General features: G+C 64.1%; 15 protein-coding genes. 8 read left to right on the forward strand and 7 right to left on the reverse strand.

The annotated features are described in order from the left end of the window. Nucleotides 1-1,028 (reverse strand): L-histidine N(alpha)-methyltransferase (gene egtD, locus RMO23_RS16440; RefSeq protein ID WP_309683730.1); only part of this gene is annotated, 1,028 nt, incomplete at its 3' end. A 166-nt stretch (nt 1,029-1,194) separates the two neighbouring features. Here egtD and RMO23_RS16445 point away from each other — a divergent pair. Continuing rightward, on the forward strand, nt 1,195-1,746 hold the full coding sequence (locus RMO23_RS16445) for a TlpA disulfide reductase family protein (protein ID WP_309683731.1): 552 nt from the start codon (nt 1,195-1,197) through the stop codon (nt 1,744-1,746). A 122-nt stretch (nt 1,747-1,868) separates the two neighbouring features. Then, a complete protein-coding gene (locus tag RMO23_RS16450) occupies nt 1,869-2,975 on the forward strand; it encodes a transglutaminase domain-containing protein (protein ID WP_309683733.1) in 1,107 nt (368 codons plus the stop codon). Nucleotides 2,976-3,093: 118 nt separating this feature from the next. Here the strand turns inward: RMO23_RS16450 and RMO23_RS16455 are convergent, their stop codons facing one another. The 5 genes from RMO23_RS16455 to RMO23_RS16475 form a co-directional block, all read right to left on the reverse strand. After that, on the reverse strand, nt 3,094-4,008 hold the full coding sequence (locus tag RMO23_RS16455) for an RluA family pseudouridine synthase (RefSeq protein ID WP_309683735.1): 915 nt from the start codon (nt 4,006-4,008) through the stop codon (nt 3,094-3,096). Between the two features lie 18 nt (nt 4,009-4,026). After that, a complete protein-coding gene (trmB, locus tag RMO23_RS16460) occupies nt 4,027-4,734 on the reverse strand; it encodes a tRNA (guanosine(46)-N7)-methyltransferase TrmB (protein WP_405041618.1) in 708 nt (235 codons plus the stop codon). A gap of 45 nt (nt 4,735-4,779) precedes the next feature. Next, complete coding sequence (gene gluQRS, locus RMO23_RS16465) at nt 4,780-5,772, reverse strand: tRNA glutamyl-Q(34) synthetase GluQRS (RefSeq protein WP_309683739.1); 993 nt, start codon at nt 5,770-5,772, stop codon at nt 4,780-4,782. 176 nt (nt 5,773-5,948) lie between these two features. After that, nucleotides 5,949-7,043, reverse strand: coding sequence for an FAD-dependent oxidoreductase (locus RMO23_RS16470; RefSeq protein ID WP_309683740.1), 1,095 nt, complete (start codon nt 7,041-7,043; stop codon nt 5,949-5,951). Between the two features lie 146 nt (nt 7,044-7,189). Beyond that, complete coding sequence (locus RMO23_RS16475; RefSeq protein WP_309683742.1) at nt 7,190-8,143, reverse strand: LysR family transcriptional regulator; 954 nt, start codon at nt 8,141-8,143, stop codon at nt 7,190-7,192. A gap of 131 nt (nt 8,144-8,274) precedes the next feature. Between RMO23_RS16475 and RMO23_RS16480 the strand changes: the two genes are divergently transcribed. The 5 genes from RMO23_RS16480 (at nt 8,275) to RMO23_RS16500 (ending at nt 11,417) form a co-directional block, all read left to right on the forward strand. Next, nucleotides 8,275-8,976: a pirin family protein gene (locus tag RMO23_RS16480; RefSeq protein ID WP_309683743.1), complete on the forward strand. Its 702-nt coding sequence runs from the start codon at nt 8,275-8,277 to the stop codon at nt 8,974-8,976. Nucleotides 8,977-9,077: 101 nt separating this feature from the next. Then, nucleotides 9,078-9,473: a DoxX family protein gene (locus RMO23_RS16485; protein WP_309683744.1), complete on the forward strand. Its 396-nt coding sequence runs from the start codon at nt 9,078-9,080 to the stop codon at nt 9,471-9,473. A gap of 26 nt (nt 9,474-9,499) precedes the next feature. After that, the gene (locus tag RMO23_RS16490) at nt 9,500-10,054 is read left to right on the forward strand and encodes a flavodoxin family protein (protein ID WP_309683745.1); all 555 of its coding nucleotides are present in this window, start codon (nt 9,500-9,502) and stop codon (nt 10,052-10,054) included. 74 nt (nt 10,055-10,128) lie between these two features. Beyond that, on the forward strand, nt 10,129-10,536 hold the full coding sequence (locus RMO23_RS16495; protein WP_309683746.1) for an OsmC family protein: 408 nt from the start codon (nt 10,129-10,131) through the stop codon (nt 10,534-10,536). Further along, entirely contained in the window at nt 10,533-11,417 is an 885-nt protein-coding gene (locus RMO23_RS16500) for a pirin family protein (RefSeq protein ID WP_309683748.1), read from the forward strand. The genes RMO23_RS16495 and RMO23_RS16500 overlap by 4 nt, the downstream gene beginning before the upstream one ends. Nucleotides 11,418-11,422: 5 nt before the next feature. Here the strand turns inward: RMO23_RS16500 and RMO23_RS16505 are convergent, their stop codons facing one another. Next, complete coding sequence (locus tag RMO23_RS16505) at nt 11,423-12,178, reverse strand: sulfurtransferase (protein ID WP_309683750.1); 756 nt, start codon at nt 12,176-12,178, stop codon at nt 11,423-11,425. 85 nt (nt 12,179-12,263) lie between these two features. On the opposite strand from RMO23_RS16505, the gene dnaE reads away from it, so the two are divergent. Then, a partial coding sequence (gene dnaE, locus RMO23_RS16510; protein ID WP_309683751.1) for a DNA polymerase III subunit alpha occupies nt 12,264-15,559 on the forward strand: 3,296 nt, incomplete at its 3' end.

Consider the following 15,559-nt stretch of genomic DNA (forward strand, 5'->3'; position numbering starts at 1 on the left):
CCTGGCGCGGCGGCCCAGAACACCGCAAACCATTGCTGGCTGTCGGCCCAGTAGCGGGTCTGGCTGAAACCGGCCTGCCGCAGCAGCGCCGTCATGCCCTGCAGCGTGTACTTGTACGAGTTTTCGGTATGGATGCGCTCACCCTGGCTAAAGTGCCGCGCATGGCCGGGCCAGCGCACCGTCAGCTCACAACTGGCCTGCAGATGCATTTCAATGCGTGACTGGGCCGTGTTGAACAGCGCCACATGCCGCCACTGGGTCACGTCAAAGTCAGCGCCCAGCAGCGTGTTGAGGTGCAGCAGCAGGTTTTTATTGAACGCGGCCGTCACGCCCAGCGCGTCGTCGTAAGCGGCCTCCAGCGTCGCCGTGTCCTTGACCAGGTCAATCCCCAGCAGCAGGCCGCGCCCCCGGCCCCGCGCCGGGTCGGCCAGCTGCCGCAAAAACCGCAAGGCCTCGTCGGGCGCGAAATTGCCCAGGCTGGAGCCGGGGTAGAAAAACACCCGGTCATGGCCCTGCACCTCGGGCGGCAGGGCCAGGCCGGCCGAAAAATCCATGCCCAGCCCCAGGATGTCCAGCGCCGGAAATCGGGTCTGTACCTGCCCGGCGGCCTCGCGCATGAAGTCGACCGAAATATCCACCGGCACATACTGCTGGGGCCGCAAATGCGGCATCAGCGCCATCGCCTTGGCGCAGTTGCCGGCGCCCAGGTCGATCAGGCAGGGCTGGGTGATGCCCGCTTGCGCGACAGCGCTGGCCATCTCGCCAAGGGACGCCTCGAAAATGCCCGCCTCGGTGCGGGTCGGGTAGTACTCGCCGAGCACGGTAATGGCTTCAAACAGCTTGCAGCCCAGCGCGTTGTAAAAATACTTGGGTGCAACGCTGGCCGCCTCCGCGCACAGGCCTGCCGACAATTCCTGCGCTGTGCTCAGGTCTGGCCCGGACCGCGCACCCCCGCAGAGATCGATGAAATGCGGGGACGTCAGCGCCGCTTGCAGCGGCAGGTCGGTGATGGGGAGGGGCAGTTTCACAATGGGTGAGGTCAGAAAATTGGCAGAACCTGAAAACAGGAGAACACGTCGTTTGTAGGACTTTGTGGCGGTGCATGCAAGAGGGGGCCGGGCTTTGCTACCCTTGAGCCTGCTGAATTTTTGATTCTTCCGCTCCGCCAGCCCAAACTTGATGACACCGCCGACCATGCCTTCCAAGCCCTTGTCCCGCCGCCACATCCTGCAAAGCGCCCTGTGGGCAATGGCGGCTTCGGCCCTGGGCGCTCAGGCTCAGGGCCTGACCGGCCCGGCGTTTGAGGTCAGCAAGTGGTCGGGCCCGGTGTCGTCGCTTTCGTCATTCTCGTTGCTGGACACCAGCGGCAAAACCTGGCAACTGGCCGATTGGCGTGGCCGGGCGGTGCTGCTGAATTTCTGGGCCAGCTGGTGCGAGCCCTGCCGCGCCGAGATGCCGACTCTGCAGCAGGTGGCTGACCTGTATGGCCCCGAGCGGTTGCTGGTGCTGGCCATCAACTTCAAGGAGCCGGCGGCGCGGGCAATCCAGTTCGCCAAAAGCACCGGGGTGACCATGCCGGTGCTGCTGGACAGCGACGGCCGGGCGGCGCGCCAGTGGGGCGTGAAGGTGTTCCCTACCACCCTGATGCTGGACCACAGTGGCCAGCCCCGGCAGCGGGTGCAGGGCGAGGTGGACTGGACCGGCAGCGCGGCTGAAAAGCTGATTGCCGGGCTGTTAAAGCCCTGACTAGCGCCGCGGGCGGGCGAGGGCGATAATTGCGGCGTCGCCCGCCTGGGGCGGCTCCAGCTTGCCGGGGCACCTTTACCTGCCCCGATGCCTGTTGCCCTTTCTTATCCGGAGATCTCTTCATGACCACCGTACGCCGCACTTTTCTGAAAAATTCCGCCGCTGCTGCCATGGCCGCTGCGCTGCCCAGCCTCAATTTTGCGCAAACGCCCGCGCAGCGCAGCCTTTTTGCGCCGCAAAGCGGGGCCTGGCGCACCTTTGAGGTCACGACCCGGGTCGACATCCTCAAACCCCAGGGCGTGACCAAGGTCTGGCTGCCGATTCCCTCGGTCAACAGCGACTACCAGCGCAGCTTTGAAAGCGGTTTTTCCAGCAACGGCCAGACCGACCTGGCCGACGACGGCCGGGACGGCGCGAAGATGCTGTATGCCGAGTTTGCCGAAGGCGAGGCCAAACCCTTCGTCGAGCTGACCAGCCGGGTGCAGACCCAGGGCCGCGCCGTGGACTGGTCGCAAAAGACCCATGTGCACGAAGAAGCCGACACGCTGCGCTACTTCACCCGCGCCACCAAGTTCTTGCCCACCGACGGCATCGTGCGCAAGACGGCGCTGCAGGCCACCCAGGGCGCCAAGACCGACGTGGAAAAAACCCGGCTGATTTACGACTGGATCGTGGCCAACACCTACCGCGACCCCAAGGTGCGCGGCTGCGGCGAGGGCGACATCAAGACCATGCTGGAAACCGGCAACCTGGGCGGCAAATGCGCCGACCTGAACGCGTTGTTTGTCGGCCTGTGCCGCTCGGTCGGCATCCCGGCGCGTGACGTCTATGGCATCCGGCTGGTGCCCTCCAGCTTTGGCTACAAAGAGTTGTCAGGCAACCCGGCCAGCCTGAAGGGCGCGCAGCATTGCCGCTCGGAAGTGTTTTTGAAAGGCTATGGCTGGGTGGCGATGGACCCGGCCGACGTGGCCAAGGTGATGCGCCTGGAAACCGCCGACTGGATCAAGAACACCAGCAACCCGGTGGTCGCGCCGGTCAACAAGGCGCTGTTTGGCGGCTGGGAAGGCAACTGGATGGCCTTTAACACCGCGCACGATCTGGCGCTGCCCCATTCCACCGGGGAAAAGCTCGGCTTTTTCATGTACCCGACGGCAGAAAACCCGGATGGGCGTTTTGACTCCTATGCGCCGGATGATTTCAAATACCAGATCACGGCCAAAGAAATCTAGCCCCCACGCTTGTCACTGCGTGTACTACGCTGCCCCCCGAGGGGGCTAATTTTTCTAGGGACGGCCCGTCGAAAAATTGGCTACTGGTCAGGCTGCCTTCGACACGCCCCCTGGCCCATCAAAACGTCAAACTGAATCTGCTCTGAAAGCGCCTGGCTTGCCCGGTCAAGGGGTCGGTAAAGGCAATCGATTGGGCCAGCAGTTGCAGCGGCTGGCTGAAGTCGTCGTCGGGTGTGACGGCTACCGGCGGGTACATCCGGTCGTTCAAAATCGGAATGCCCAGCGCATTCATGTGCACCCGCAACTGGTGCTTTTTGCCGGTGACCGGGCGCAGGGCATAGCGCGCCCAGTCGCCCCTGGTCTGCAGCAGCTCGATATGGGTTTCGCTGTTGGGCGCGCCCGGCACTTCGAGTTGCCGAAAAAAGGGCGTGTCCTCCACAATCCGGCTTTTGCGGCTGACGGGAAACACCATACCCGGCCGCCACGGCGCGATGGCCTCGTAATGTTTGCTGACGCTGCGCTGCCTGAACAGCGCCTGGTAGGCATCGCGCTCGGCAGGCTTGACTGAAAACAGCACCAGGCCGGCGGTTTCGCGGTCTATGCGGTGAATCGGGATCAGGCCGTCCAGCCCCAGGCGGTTTTTCAGCCGCACCAGCAGCGTTTCCTGCAGATAAGGCCCCGAGGGGGTGACCGGCAAAAAATGCGGCTTGTCGGCCACCACCAGATGCTCGTCCTGGTACAGCACGGCTTCGTTGAACGGAATGCGCGGTTCATCATCGAGCGCGCGGTAGTAGTACAGCCGCATGTGGCCGCGGTAGGCGCGCCCGGCGGTGACGGCAGACCCAAATTCGTCAACCACCAGGCCGTCCTGCATGCGCTGGAGCCAGACCTCGCGCGGGATGGCGGGAAAGCGTTCGATCAAAAAATCGGTGATGGTCGGCCATGACCCCGCAGGCAGGCCGACACAACTGGGGCCGACCCCGTCACGGGTGGACAGCCCATGCGGGGGCAGCCCATTCACCGATTCGGTCATAGAGGCCTATCGACCTGCTTATCGACGCTCAAACACCACATCCCACACGCCGTGGCCCAGCTTGAGGCCGCGGTTTTCAAACTTGGTCAGCGGGCGGTAGCCGGGCTTGGGGGCATAGCCATCGTCCGTCGAAGTGCCAGCCGTGTTCTTCAGCAAGGCCTCGGTGCTCAACACCTCCAGAATCTGCTCGGCATAAGGCTGCCAGTCAGTGGCGCAGTGCAGGTAGCCGCCGGGCTTGAGGCGGGCCGCCAGCTTGGCAATCAGCGGGGCCTGAATCAGGCGGCGCTTGTTGTGTTTCTTTTTGTGCCACGGGTCGGGGAAGAAAATGTGCACGCCATCCAGGCTGTCGGCGGCCAGCATGTGGTCAATCACCTCGACCGCATCGTGCTGCAGGATGCGGATGTTGGTCAGCGACTGCTCGTCGATGCGTTTGAGCAGCGCGCCGACGCCGGGCGTGTGAACCTCGCAGCAGAGAAAATTTTTCTCGGGCATCAGCGCTGCAATGTGCGCCGTGGCCTCGCCCATGCCAAAACCGATTTCGAGGATGGTCGGTGCCACGCGCTCAAAGGTGGCCGCAAAGTCCATCAGGGCCGGGCTGTAGGGCAGCAGGTATTTGGGCCCCACATCGGCAAAGGCCTTGGCCTGGCCCACGGTGGTGCGGCCGGTGCGCCGCACGAAACTGCGGATGGTGCGGGGGTGGCTGACGTCGGCGGGCGTTGCGGGCACCTGTACCTGCGGTGGGGTGGGGGGAGTTTGAATCACCCGCCGATTTTAAGCGGGCGGTACTTTTGCCTTGTGGGCCCATAGTGGCACGGCTTGCCGCAGCCAGTCGGCCGGGGTGGACGGCGCCCCCTGCAGATGCAGGCCCAGCACCAGGCCGGCCTGGGCCAGCGCGGCCAGCGGCTGGCGGGTGTCCAGCGGCCGGGCACCGTTTTGCTTGGACAGCTTTTCGCCATTGGCGCCCAGCACCAGCGGCGTGTGCAGGTAGCGCGGCTGGGGCAGGCCGAGCGCGCGCTGCAGCAAAATTTGCCGGGCGGTGTTGTCGGCCAGGTCCCGGCCGCGCACGATGTCGGTGATGCCCTGGGCCGCATCGTCCACCACCACCGCCAGCTGGTAGGCCCACCAGCCGTCGGCGCGCCTGAGCACAAAGTCGCCGACCTCGCGGCTGACGTTTTGCGTCTGGGCGCCCAGCAGGCGGTCTTGCCAGTCGATGACGGCGTCTTCAGTGGTGATTGGGGAGGGACTGGATGCTATTATTTTGATAGCTGGCGGCGCTTGTTGTTCCTGGGCTAGAGCCCTATTTTGTGCAAAATTGGTGCTCAGGAGGCGCCACGCACGGGCCGGGCGGCCCTGCAGGCCCTGACGGCAGGTGCCGGGGTAGACCAGCTCGCCATGGCGCTGGCGCGGCTGGCCGGCGGCTGCCAGCGCCTGGGCAATATGCTGCCGCGTGCAGCCGCAGGGGTAGGCCAGGCGGCGGGCCATGAGCTGGTCGAGCGCGCTTTGGTAATAGGCGTCGCGTTGCGACTGGTAAAGCGGCGGCTCATCAGGCCGAAGGCCGCAGGCCGCCAGCTGCTGCAAGAGGGTCTGGTCAGCCCCGGCAACGCAGCGCGGGCTGTCCACGTCTTCGATGCGCACCAGCCAGCGCCCGCCATGGGCACGGGCATCAAGCCAGCTGGCCAGCGCCGCGACCAGAGAGCCGGCGTGCAGCGGGCCGGTCGGTGAGGGCGCGAACCTGCCGATGTAGCCAGACGAATAAGAAGCCATAAGCGGGGCGCAGGGGTGTCAGGGTAACTTCAAAGGCCGCCGCGCCGGGCGTCCGCTTCACGCCAGCAGGGGCCGCGGAACCGGCTTTGCCGGGCCGCCCCAAGCAAGGCCGGCCTCTTTTAGTTGAGAAAGGGGCAGCGCATCGCCGAAGGCTCGCGAAGCGACCAGCGTGGGGGTTAACAAATTGCCAAAGCCATTTCCAGGCCCGACACAAAACCGTCCTCAACCCGGTGCCCCAGGCACCAGTCGCCGCAGGCGCCAATGCGGGACTTGGCGTTCCAGGCAAAGGGCTTGCCCAGCGGCTCCATGGTCTGGGCGTGGCGCCAGCGGTGTACCACGGCGTGCGGCGGCTGGGCGCGTATGTCGGTCACCTCGGTGAAGGCCTTGAGCAGCTTGGCCTTGACCCGCTCGGCGTCGTCTTCGAGGTGGCGCTGTGACCAGGCCGGGCTGGCCTGCACGGTCCAGCGCTCGATCTGGCCGCGCCCGGGCTTGGACGACTCGCGCGCCAGCCAGGCAATGCGGTGGTGGGTGCTGCGCGCCGCGTTCCACTGCGGCCCCAGGTGGGACAGCGTGGGCTGCATCGCCTGCGGAAACGCCAGCATCAGGGTCCAGCAGGGCGCGACGCTGACGCCGGCCAGTTCTGGCAGCAGCGCCTTGCCCTGTTGCGAGGAGAGCAGCAGCGCATGCGCCTGCGCGGCAGGCAGGGCCAGCACCACGGCGTCGAAGCCCGAATGCACCCGGCCGCCGGTGCCGGGGCCTTCGGTTTGCAACTGCCAGCGCTGTGGGTGCAGCCGGTCGGTCTCGATGCGGCTGACTTCGGTGTCCAGCACCAGGCTGCCCGCAGCCGCCAGCGGCTGCGCCCATTGCCGCACCAGCGCATTCATGCCGGGCGAGGCCACCCAGTGGGCTTCCCTGGACGGCAGCGCCGAGGCGACCACGCGGCCCAGTTCGTCAAGAATGCGCACCGTGTTGGCGCTCCAGGGGCGCACCAGGCCGGAGGCGGTGGCCAGTGCTTTTTCAAACCGGGCATCGCGCACGGTGAAGTACTGCGTGCCATGGTCAAACCCGCCAAATTCGCTGTCGCGGGTCGCCATGCGCCCGCCCGCGCCGCTGCTTTTCTCGAAAACCGTCACGCGGTGGCCGGCCTGCACCAGCGTGCGCGCGCAGGCGATGCCGGCAATGCCCGCGCCTACCACGGCGATATGACGTGGTGCGAGTGCGTCGGGTGCAGGGGACGAATCGGAAGCAGGGGTTCGGGGTTTTTTGGGCATGTGGGGGTACTTTTTATGGGTTATTGAACAGGAGGCCGGGCGGCTTCAAAACGCAGGGACGGCGAAACAGCTAATGAAAACCATACACGAGAATCACAAGCACACTCTACACGCAGCCGCGTGCGGCGATGGGCAGGCGCCGGAATTTAAAGTGATTGCGCCCGCTCCATCAGCGCCTTTCGGGTGGCGGGCCGATCGAGTTGCTTGAGCCACCACTGCAGCGCGCGGCCTTCGGCGCCATGCTCGCTGCGGCGCCAGGCATACCGCAGCGGCACCAGTCGCGCGGCCCGCTGCATCTGCTTTTCCACCAGCCGGCCGCTGGCAATGTGCGGGCGCGCCAGGTACTCGGGCAAAAACCCGCCGCCCAGCCCGCGCAACTGGGCGTCAAGCTTTTCGGGCATGCCCGGCACCGTCAAAACGTTCTGCCCGCCCATCAGGCCCATGGTCACGCCGCTGCCGCGCTGCACCGAGTCGGCCACCGCCACCGCGCGGTGCGGCATCAGCATGGCGTCGGTCACCGGCTCGGCGGCCTGGGCCAGCGGGTGGTGCGGCGCCACCGCATAGACGAAGTGGACCGTGCCCAGCGGCTTGCTTTGCACGGCGCCGTTGAATGACGATTCAATTGCCACCCCAATGGCCAGGTCGGCCTGGCCCGAGGTCAGCGCCTCCAGCGTGCCCGACAACGCCTCCTCGCGCAGCCGCAGCCGGGTGGGCGGCTCCAGCTCAAAAAAGGCCTCGCACAACTCCATCACGGTGGTGCGCGAGATCACGCTGTCCACCGCCAGCGTCAGCTGCGGCTCCCAGCCGGTGGCTACGCGTTTGACCCGGTTGGCCACGGCGTCAAGCTCGGTCAGCAGGCGGTTGCCTTCGCGCAGCAGCTCCCGGCCGGCCGCCGTCAGCCTGGCCTGGCGCGAGGAGCGGTCAAACAGCAGCACATCGAGCGCGTCCTCGACCTGGCGAATCCGGTAGGTGAGGGCGCTGGGCACCACGCCCAGCTCGCGCGCCGCGGCCGCCATGCTGCCGCTGCGGTCCACGGCGCCGATCAGGCTCAGGGTTTCGGGTGTGAGTGCGTCGCGCACCCGGTGGTTGATGATGGCCATGATGACAATTCAAATAATTTGAATGATGCCATCAAATATGCACAACTGCCCAGGCCGTGTTTGCACCTACATTGGAGGCATTGGAACCCGGCGGTACAAGCCGCTGAAACGTAATTTCAAAGGAGCTGTGCATGATCACTTTAAGAAAATCCGGCGAACGTGGTTTTGCCGACCACGGCTGGCTCAAGTCGTTCCACTCGTTTTCGTTTGCCGGCTATTACGACCCGGCCCACATGGGTTTTGGCAATCTGCGCGTCATCAATGAAGACCGGATTGCCGCCGGCCGCGGCTTTGGCACGCACGGCCACCAGAACATGGAAATCATCAGCTACGTGCTGAGCGGCGAGCTGGCGCACCAGGACAGCATGGGCAATGTCAAGGGCATTCCGCCCGGTGATGTGCAGCGCATGAGTGCCGGCACGGGCGTGCAGCACAGCGAGTTCAATCACGCCGAAGGCCAGACCACGCATTTTCTGCAGATCTGGATAGCCCCCAACGTGACCGGCATCACGCCCGGCTATGAGCAAAAGACGTTCGGCGATGCCGAAAAACGCGGCAGGCTCAGGCTGGTGGCGTCGCCGGACGGCGCGCAGGGCTCGGTGCTGCTTCACGCCGACGCCAGCATTTATGCCGGCCTGCTCGATGGGCCCGAGGCGGCCACGCTGGCGCTGGACACTGGGCGCAAGACCTATGTGCATCTGGTGCGCGGGGAACTTAATGTCAACGGCCGCGCTCTGAGTGCGGGCGACGCGGCCATGCTGACGGCAGAAAGCCAGCTCACGCTGTCGCAGGGCCGGTCGGCCGAGGTGCTGGTTTTTGACCTGGCGTCCTGAACCGGCTGCCTCGGCCGCAGAGCGACTTTGCGGATAACCTTGGCGCCAGTTCGTCATATTCTTATTTTTCGTTTTCTTGTTTACTTTATAAAGGACTCACCATGTTGGCATCTTTGCAAAATCCCCTTTCGCTGATTGGCCGCGTATTGCTGGCACTGCTTTTTGTGCCTGCCGGCTTCAGCAAAATTGGCGGTTTTGCCGGCACAGTCGGCTACATCGCCTCCCAGGGCCTGCCGCTGCCCGAGGTGGCCGCAGCGGCGGCCATCGCGGTCGAGCTCGGTCTGGGGCTGTTGTTGCTGGTGGGTTTTCAGACCCGCTGGGCCGCGCTCGGTATTGCCCTCTTCACCGCGGTCATCACCTTCATCTTTCACAAGTATTGGGCTGACCCGTCCCAGGCCCAGGCCTTTTTCAAGAACATTGCCGTGGTCGGTGGTTTGCTCACGGTGGCGGCCTGGGGCGCCGGTGCCTGGAGCATTGACGGCCAGCGCAAGGCCTGATGGCCCGCATCAGGAAAGCCTGAAAAATGTCAAAAGTCGTTGTGATTTACCACTCCGGCTACGGGCATACCCAGCGCATGGCGCAGGCGGTGGCGGAGGGCGCGGGTGCCGAACTCGTCGCCATCGACGCCGACGGCAACCTGCCCGAGGGCGGGTGGGAGACACTGAAGGCCGCTGACGCGATCATCATGGGCTCACCCACCTACATGGGCAGCGTCAGCTGGCAGTTCAAAAAGTTTGCCGACGCGTCCTCCAGACCCTGGTACGCCCTGGCCTGGAAAGACAAGCTGTTTGCCGGCTTTACCAACAGCGCCGCGATGGATGGCGACAAGATGGCAACGCTGCATTATCTTTTTACCCTGGCCATGCAGCATGGCGGTATCTGGGTGAGCCTGGGTGTCCTGCCCAGCAACAGCAAGGCCGCGCAGCGCAATGATGCCAACTATCTGGGCGCTTACAGCGGCGCCATGGCCCAGTCCCCGTCCGACGCGGGCGCCAGCGAGATGTTTCCCGGCGACCTGGAGACGGCCCGGGATTTTGGCAAGCGGGTGGCTGACGTGGCGGGAAGGTTTCAGCGTTAATTCTTTCGTTAAAGTCAACTGCGCGCTGCCTCCTTTTTTTAGGTTCATCCTTCACCAGAGCACAGGAGTTCGTCATGCCCATCGAATTAAAACGCGACCGCTCGGCGGCAATGGCCCAGTTGCTCACCATCCGCAGCCATACGCTGGTAAGCGATGGGAGCCAGGCTGAGGGCGGCGCCGACAGCGGCCCCAGCCCGCATGATTTGTACGATGCGGCGCTGGGCGCCTGCAAGGCCCTGACGGTGATGTGGTACGCGCGCAAAAAAGGCATCCCGGTCGATGATGTCCACACCGTGGTGGAGCGCGACGACACGGGCGAGCGCAGCGGTGTGTACCGGCTGACGGCCAGCCTGAAAATACAGGGCGATCTGACCGACGCCCAGTTGCACGAGCTGCAAACGGTGGCGCACAAATGCCCGGTGCACAAACTCATGAGTACCGTCACCACCGAAATCACCACCCATGTGGAGCGGCTGCCATGAGCGTTCAACTCAAACTCAGAGGGCATGACAAGGACCTGGGCGGCGGCTTCATGGTGCGCCGCCTGCTGCCCTCGGCGCCGCGCCAGTCCGTCGGCCCCTTTCTCTTTTTTGATCATTTCGGCCCGGTCACGGTGCAGCCCGGTGCAAGCCATGATGTGCGGCCGCATCCGCATATCGGGCTGGCCACCGTGAGTTACCTGTTTGAAGGCGCCATCCTGCACCGCGACAGCCTGGGCTCGGTTCAGCGCATAGAGCCGGGCGCCATCAACTGGATGACATCCGGGCGAGGCATTGTGCATTCGGAGCGCGGCCCGCAAGACCTGCGCAGCCAGGCTTATGTCAACCACGGCCTGCAGCTGTGGGCGGCCCTGCCGCAGGCTTTTGAAGAGGTGGCGCCAGAGTTTTCACACACCCCGGCGCAAGCCATTCCCGCGGTGTCGCTTGATGGAGCCGAAGTGCGGGTGTTGATTGGCGCGGCGTTTGGAGAAACCTCGCCGGTCAGGACCTTTTCAAAAACGATTTACCTCGATATCAAACTGGCGGCCGGCGCCACGCTGGCCCTGCCTGCGCTGGCCGATGAGCTGGCGGTTTACGCGGTGGACGGCGACTTGACGGTGGACGGTGAGCCCGTGGCGGCCCATACCCTGGCCACCCTGACACCCGGTGTGACCGCGCAGATCAGCAGCAGCGCGCCGACGCGTTGGGTGGTGGTGGGCGGCGATGCGCTCGACGCGCGCCGCTACATCTGGTGGAACTTCGTGTCCAGCCGCAAGGAGCGGATTGTGCAGGCCAGCGAGGAGTGGGCCGCGCAGACCATGGGCCAGATCGACGGCGAAACCGAATTCATTCCACTGCCCGAGCGCCGTTTTACCGCGGGCTGATCGGCTCATGCCCCGGGCGGGGCACCGACATTGACGCGCGGCTGCAGCGCCGGATCCAGCGCGCGACGCTCATCAAACACAAAACATTCGCCTTCAAAGTGAGCGTGACCGCTTTCTTCAAAGTAGTTCAGAATGCCGCCATCGAGCTGGTAAACATTCGTTAAGCCGGCTTCCTGCATAAGGATGGCGGCTTTTTCACAGCGAATTCCGCCGGTGCAAAAACTCACCACGGTCTTGCCCCGCAACTCGTCCCGGTGGTCCAGCAAGGCCTGCGGAAATTCCGTGAACTTGTTGATGCGCCAGTCAATGGCGTTGCGAAAGGTGCCCACATCGGCCTCAAACGCATTGCGGGTGTCCAGCGTCACGACCGGGCGCCCCGTGTCATCGTGGCCCGAGCCGAGCCAGCGCTTCAGAGTGGCTGCGTCCACCGCGGGCGCGCGGCCCGAGGCGGGGCGGATGGCCGAGTGGTTCATGCGGATGATTTCTGGCTTGACCTTTACCAGCAGCTTGCGAAACGGCTGGGCATGCGACCAGCTTTCCTTGATTTGCAGGTCTTCAAACCGGGCGTCCTTGCGCAGCCATGCCAAAAAATCATGAATTTCGCCCTCGCCAGCGGCCAGGAACAGGTTGATCCCTTCTTCGGCCAGCAGCACCGTGCCCTTGATGCCGCGCGCCTGCAGCGCCTCGCGCAGGGCTGTCTGCAGCGCGGGCAGCTGCGCCAGCGCTACAAATTTGTAGGCGGCAATGTTCAGAATTTGCATGATGGGCGCCATTTTAGTGGGTGCCCCTTGCCGCGCCGGGCTCGGCGCCCGAAAGCAACAGGGCCCCCGCCCTAAAATGAAGCGCATGTTTGTCCATTTACGTATCCACACCGAGTTTTCAGTCGTAGACGGTACCAACCGTATTGATGAAATCGTCCAGGCCGCCGCGGCCGATCGGCAGCCTGCGCTGGCCATCACCGACCTGTGCAACCTGTTCGGCACCGTCAAGTTTTACAAGGAAGGACGCGGCAAGGGCGTCAAGCCCCTGATAGGCGCCGATGTGTGGGTGCAGGTGCCCGGCAAGGATGCCAGCGCCCCGGCCGCCCGCTTGCTGCTGCTGGTGCAAAGCCACCGCGGTTACCTGAACCTGTCGGAACTGCTGACGCGCGCCTGGACCAGGGGCGTGGTGCGGGACCAGGCCGTCATCAAGCTGGAATGGCTGGAAGAACTCAACGAAGGCCTGATCGCGCTGTCGGGCGCCCAGGGCGGCGCCGTGGGCCAGGCGCTGGTGCAGGGCGACAATGCCCGCGCGCTGGAATGCGCCCTGCATCTGGCGGGCATCTTCCCGCACCGCTTTTACCTGGAACTGCAGCGCGCCCAGCGCCCGGATGATGAGCGCCATGTGGCGGCGGCCGTGCAACTGGCGGCGCGGCTCCGACTGCCGGTGGTGGCCACGCATCCGGTGCAGTTTTTGACCTATGACGACTACGAAGCGCACGAGGCGCGGGTGTGCATTGCCGAAGGCGAAATCCTGGGCAACGCGCGCCGGGTGCGCAAGTTCACGCGCGAGCAGTATTTCAAGTCGGCGGCGCAAATGGCTGAGTTGTTTGCCGACGTGCCCTCGGCGCTGGCCAACTCGCTGGAGATTGCCAAACGCTGCAACCTCAAGCTGGAACTGGGCAAGCCCATGCTGCCGGACTACCCCACGCCCGAGGTGAACGGCGTGCGCATGCCGGCGGATGACTACTTTCGCCATGCCTCATTCGAAGGCCTGGAGGCGCGGCTGCAACACCTTTACCCCAACGACAAGCTGCGCGACGAAAGGCGGCCGGCCTATGTGGAGCGGCTGGAGTTCGAGATCAACACCATTTTAAAGATGGGCTTTCCCGGCTACTTTCTGATCGTGGGTGACTTCATCAACTGGGCCAAGAACAATGGCTGTCCGGTGGGACCAGGACGCGGCTCGGGCGCCGGTTCGCTGGTGGCGTATGCGTTGAAGATTACCGACCTTGACCCGCTGCAGTACAACCTGCTGTTCGAGCGCTTCCTGAATCCGGAACGGGTGTCCATGCCCGACTTTGATATCGACTTTTGCCAGAGCAACCGCGACCGCGTGATTGACTATGTGAAAGACAAATACGGCCATGAGGCGGTCAGCCAGATCGTGACCTTTGGCACCATGGCGGCGCGCGCGGCGATTCGCGACGTGGGCCGCGTGCTGGACTTTCCGTATGGGTTTTGCGACGGCATTTCCAAGCTGATTCCGAACAAGCCGGGCCAGGCCGTCACGCTGCAGCTGCTGCCTGCGGAGCGCAAGAAAAATGACAAGATGGTTTATGCGCTGGAGGCCGAGCCGCTTCTGGCCGAGCGCGAGCGCAAGGAGGAAGACGTTCACACCCTGCTGGAGCTGGCCCGCAAGCTCGAAGGCCTGACCCGCAACGTCGGCATGCACGCCGGCGGCGTGCTGATTGCGCCCGGCAAGCTGACCGATTTTTGCCCGCTCTATCTGCAGCCCGGCAGCGGCTCGGCGGTGAGCCAGTTTGACAAGAACGATGTGGAGGCGATTGGCCTCGTCAAGTTCGACTTTTTGGGCCTGGCCACGCTGACGATTCTGGAAATCGCCAGAGAGTTCATCATGCAGCGCCATCCGGCGCAAAAAGACTTCAAGTTTGAGAACCTGCCGCTCAACGATGCCAAGGTGTATGCCCTGTTTGCCGACGGCAATACCGAAGCCGTGTTCCAGTTTGAAAGTATCGGCATGCAGCGCATGCTGAAAGACGCCAGGCCGAACCGGCTTGAAGACCTGATTGCAATGAACGCGCTCTACCGGCCGGGTCCCATGGACCTGATTCCGACCTATATTGCGCGCAAGCAGGGCAAGGAAGTGCCCGAGTACCCTGACCCGCGCGTCAAGCCGATTCTGGAAGAGACCTACGGCATCATGGTCTACCAGGAGCAGGTGATGCAGACCGCGCAGATTCTGGGCGGCTACTCGCTGGGCGGCGCCGACATGCTGCGCCGTGCCATGGGTAAAAAAGACGAGAAAGAGATGGCTTCGCAGCGGGAGATTTTCCGCAAGGGCGCGGGCGTCAATGGCTTGAGTCAGGAAAAAGCCGACGAGGTGTTTGACCTGATGGAGAAGTTTGCCGGCTACGGTTTTAACAAGTCGCACTCGGCCGCCTACGCGCTGCTGGCCTACCACACGGCCTGGCTCAAGGTGCATTACACCGCCGAGTTCTTTGCCGCCAACATGACGGTGGAGATGGACGACACCGACAAGCTCAAGATTTTGTTTGGTGACGCACAAAAAATGGGCATCCAGTTCGAGTCGCCCGACGTTAACCGCGGCGACTACCGGTTTGAGCCGACCAGCAACACCAGCGTGCGTTATGGCCTGGGCGCCATCAAGGGCACCGGCCAGCAAGCGATTGCCGCCATCGTGGCGGCGCGCAACGAGGGCGGGCCGTTTACCTCACTGTACGATTTTTGCGTGCGCGTGGACCGAAGCCGCCTCAACAAGCGCACGGTCGAGGCGCTGATCAAGGGTGGCGCCTTTGACAACCTGCACCTGAACCGGGCCGAACTGCTGGCCTCGGTCGATCGCGCCTTCGAGTTTGCGGTGGCCACCGAGGCCAATGCCAACCAGGGCGGGCTGTTCGACATGTCGGATTCCCATGCCGCCAGCACGCAGGAGCCGGCGCTGGTCGAGGCCGTGCCGTTTGGCGTGAAAGCGCGGCTGGTGCAGGAGAAAACCGCCATCGGCTTTTACCTGTCGGGCCACCTGTTTGACGAGGTGGAAACCGAGGTGCGGAGGTTTGCCAAACGCAAGATCGAAGACCTGATTGACTCGCGCGAGCCGCAGCTGCTGGCGGCCATCGTCAGCGACCTGCGCGTCATCAACGGCAACCGCGGCAAGCTGATCATCTTCAAGCTCGACGACAAAACCGATGTGCTGGAGGCCTCGGTGGACGAGACCATTTTCAATACTCACCGCAACCTGCTGAAGGACGACGAGCTGGTGATCGTGCAGGGCACCTTGCAGGGCGCGTCCGAGCGTTTTGGGCGGCGCTTCAAGGTCACCCAGGCGTGGGACCTGGAGACCGCGCGCTGCAAGTTCGGCAAGTATTTGCGCGTGGCCGTCAACGGCACGGCGCCCGACAT

Origin of the sequence: Polaromonas sp. (genome assembly GCF_031411155.1) — a bacterium.
Taxonomy (GTDB): Bacteria; Pseudomonadota; Gammaproteobacteria; order Burkholderiales; family Burkholderiaceae_C; genus Polaromonas.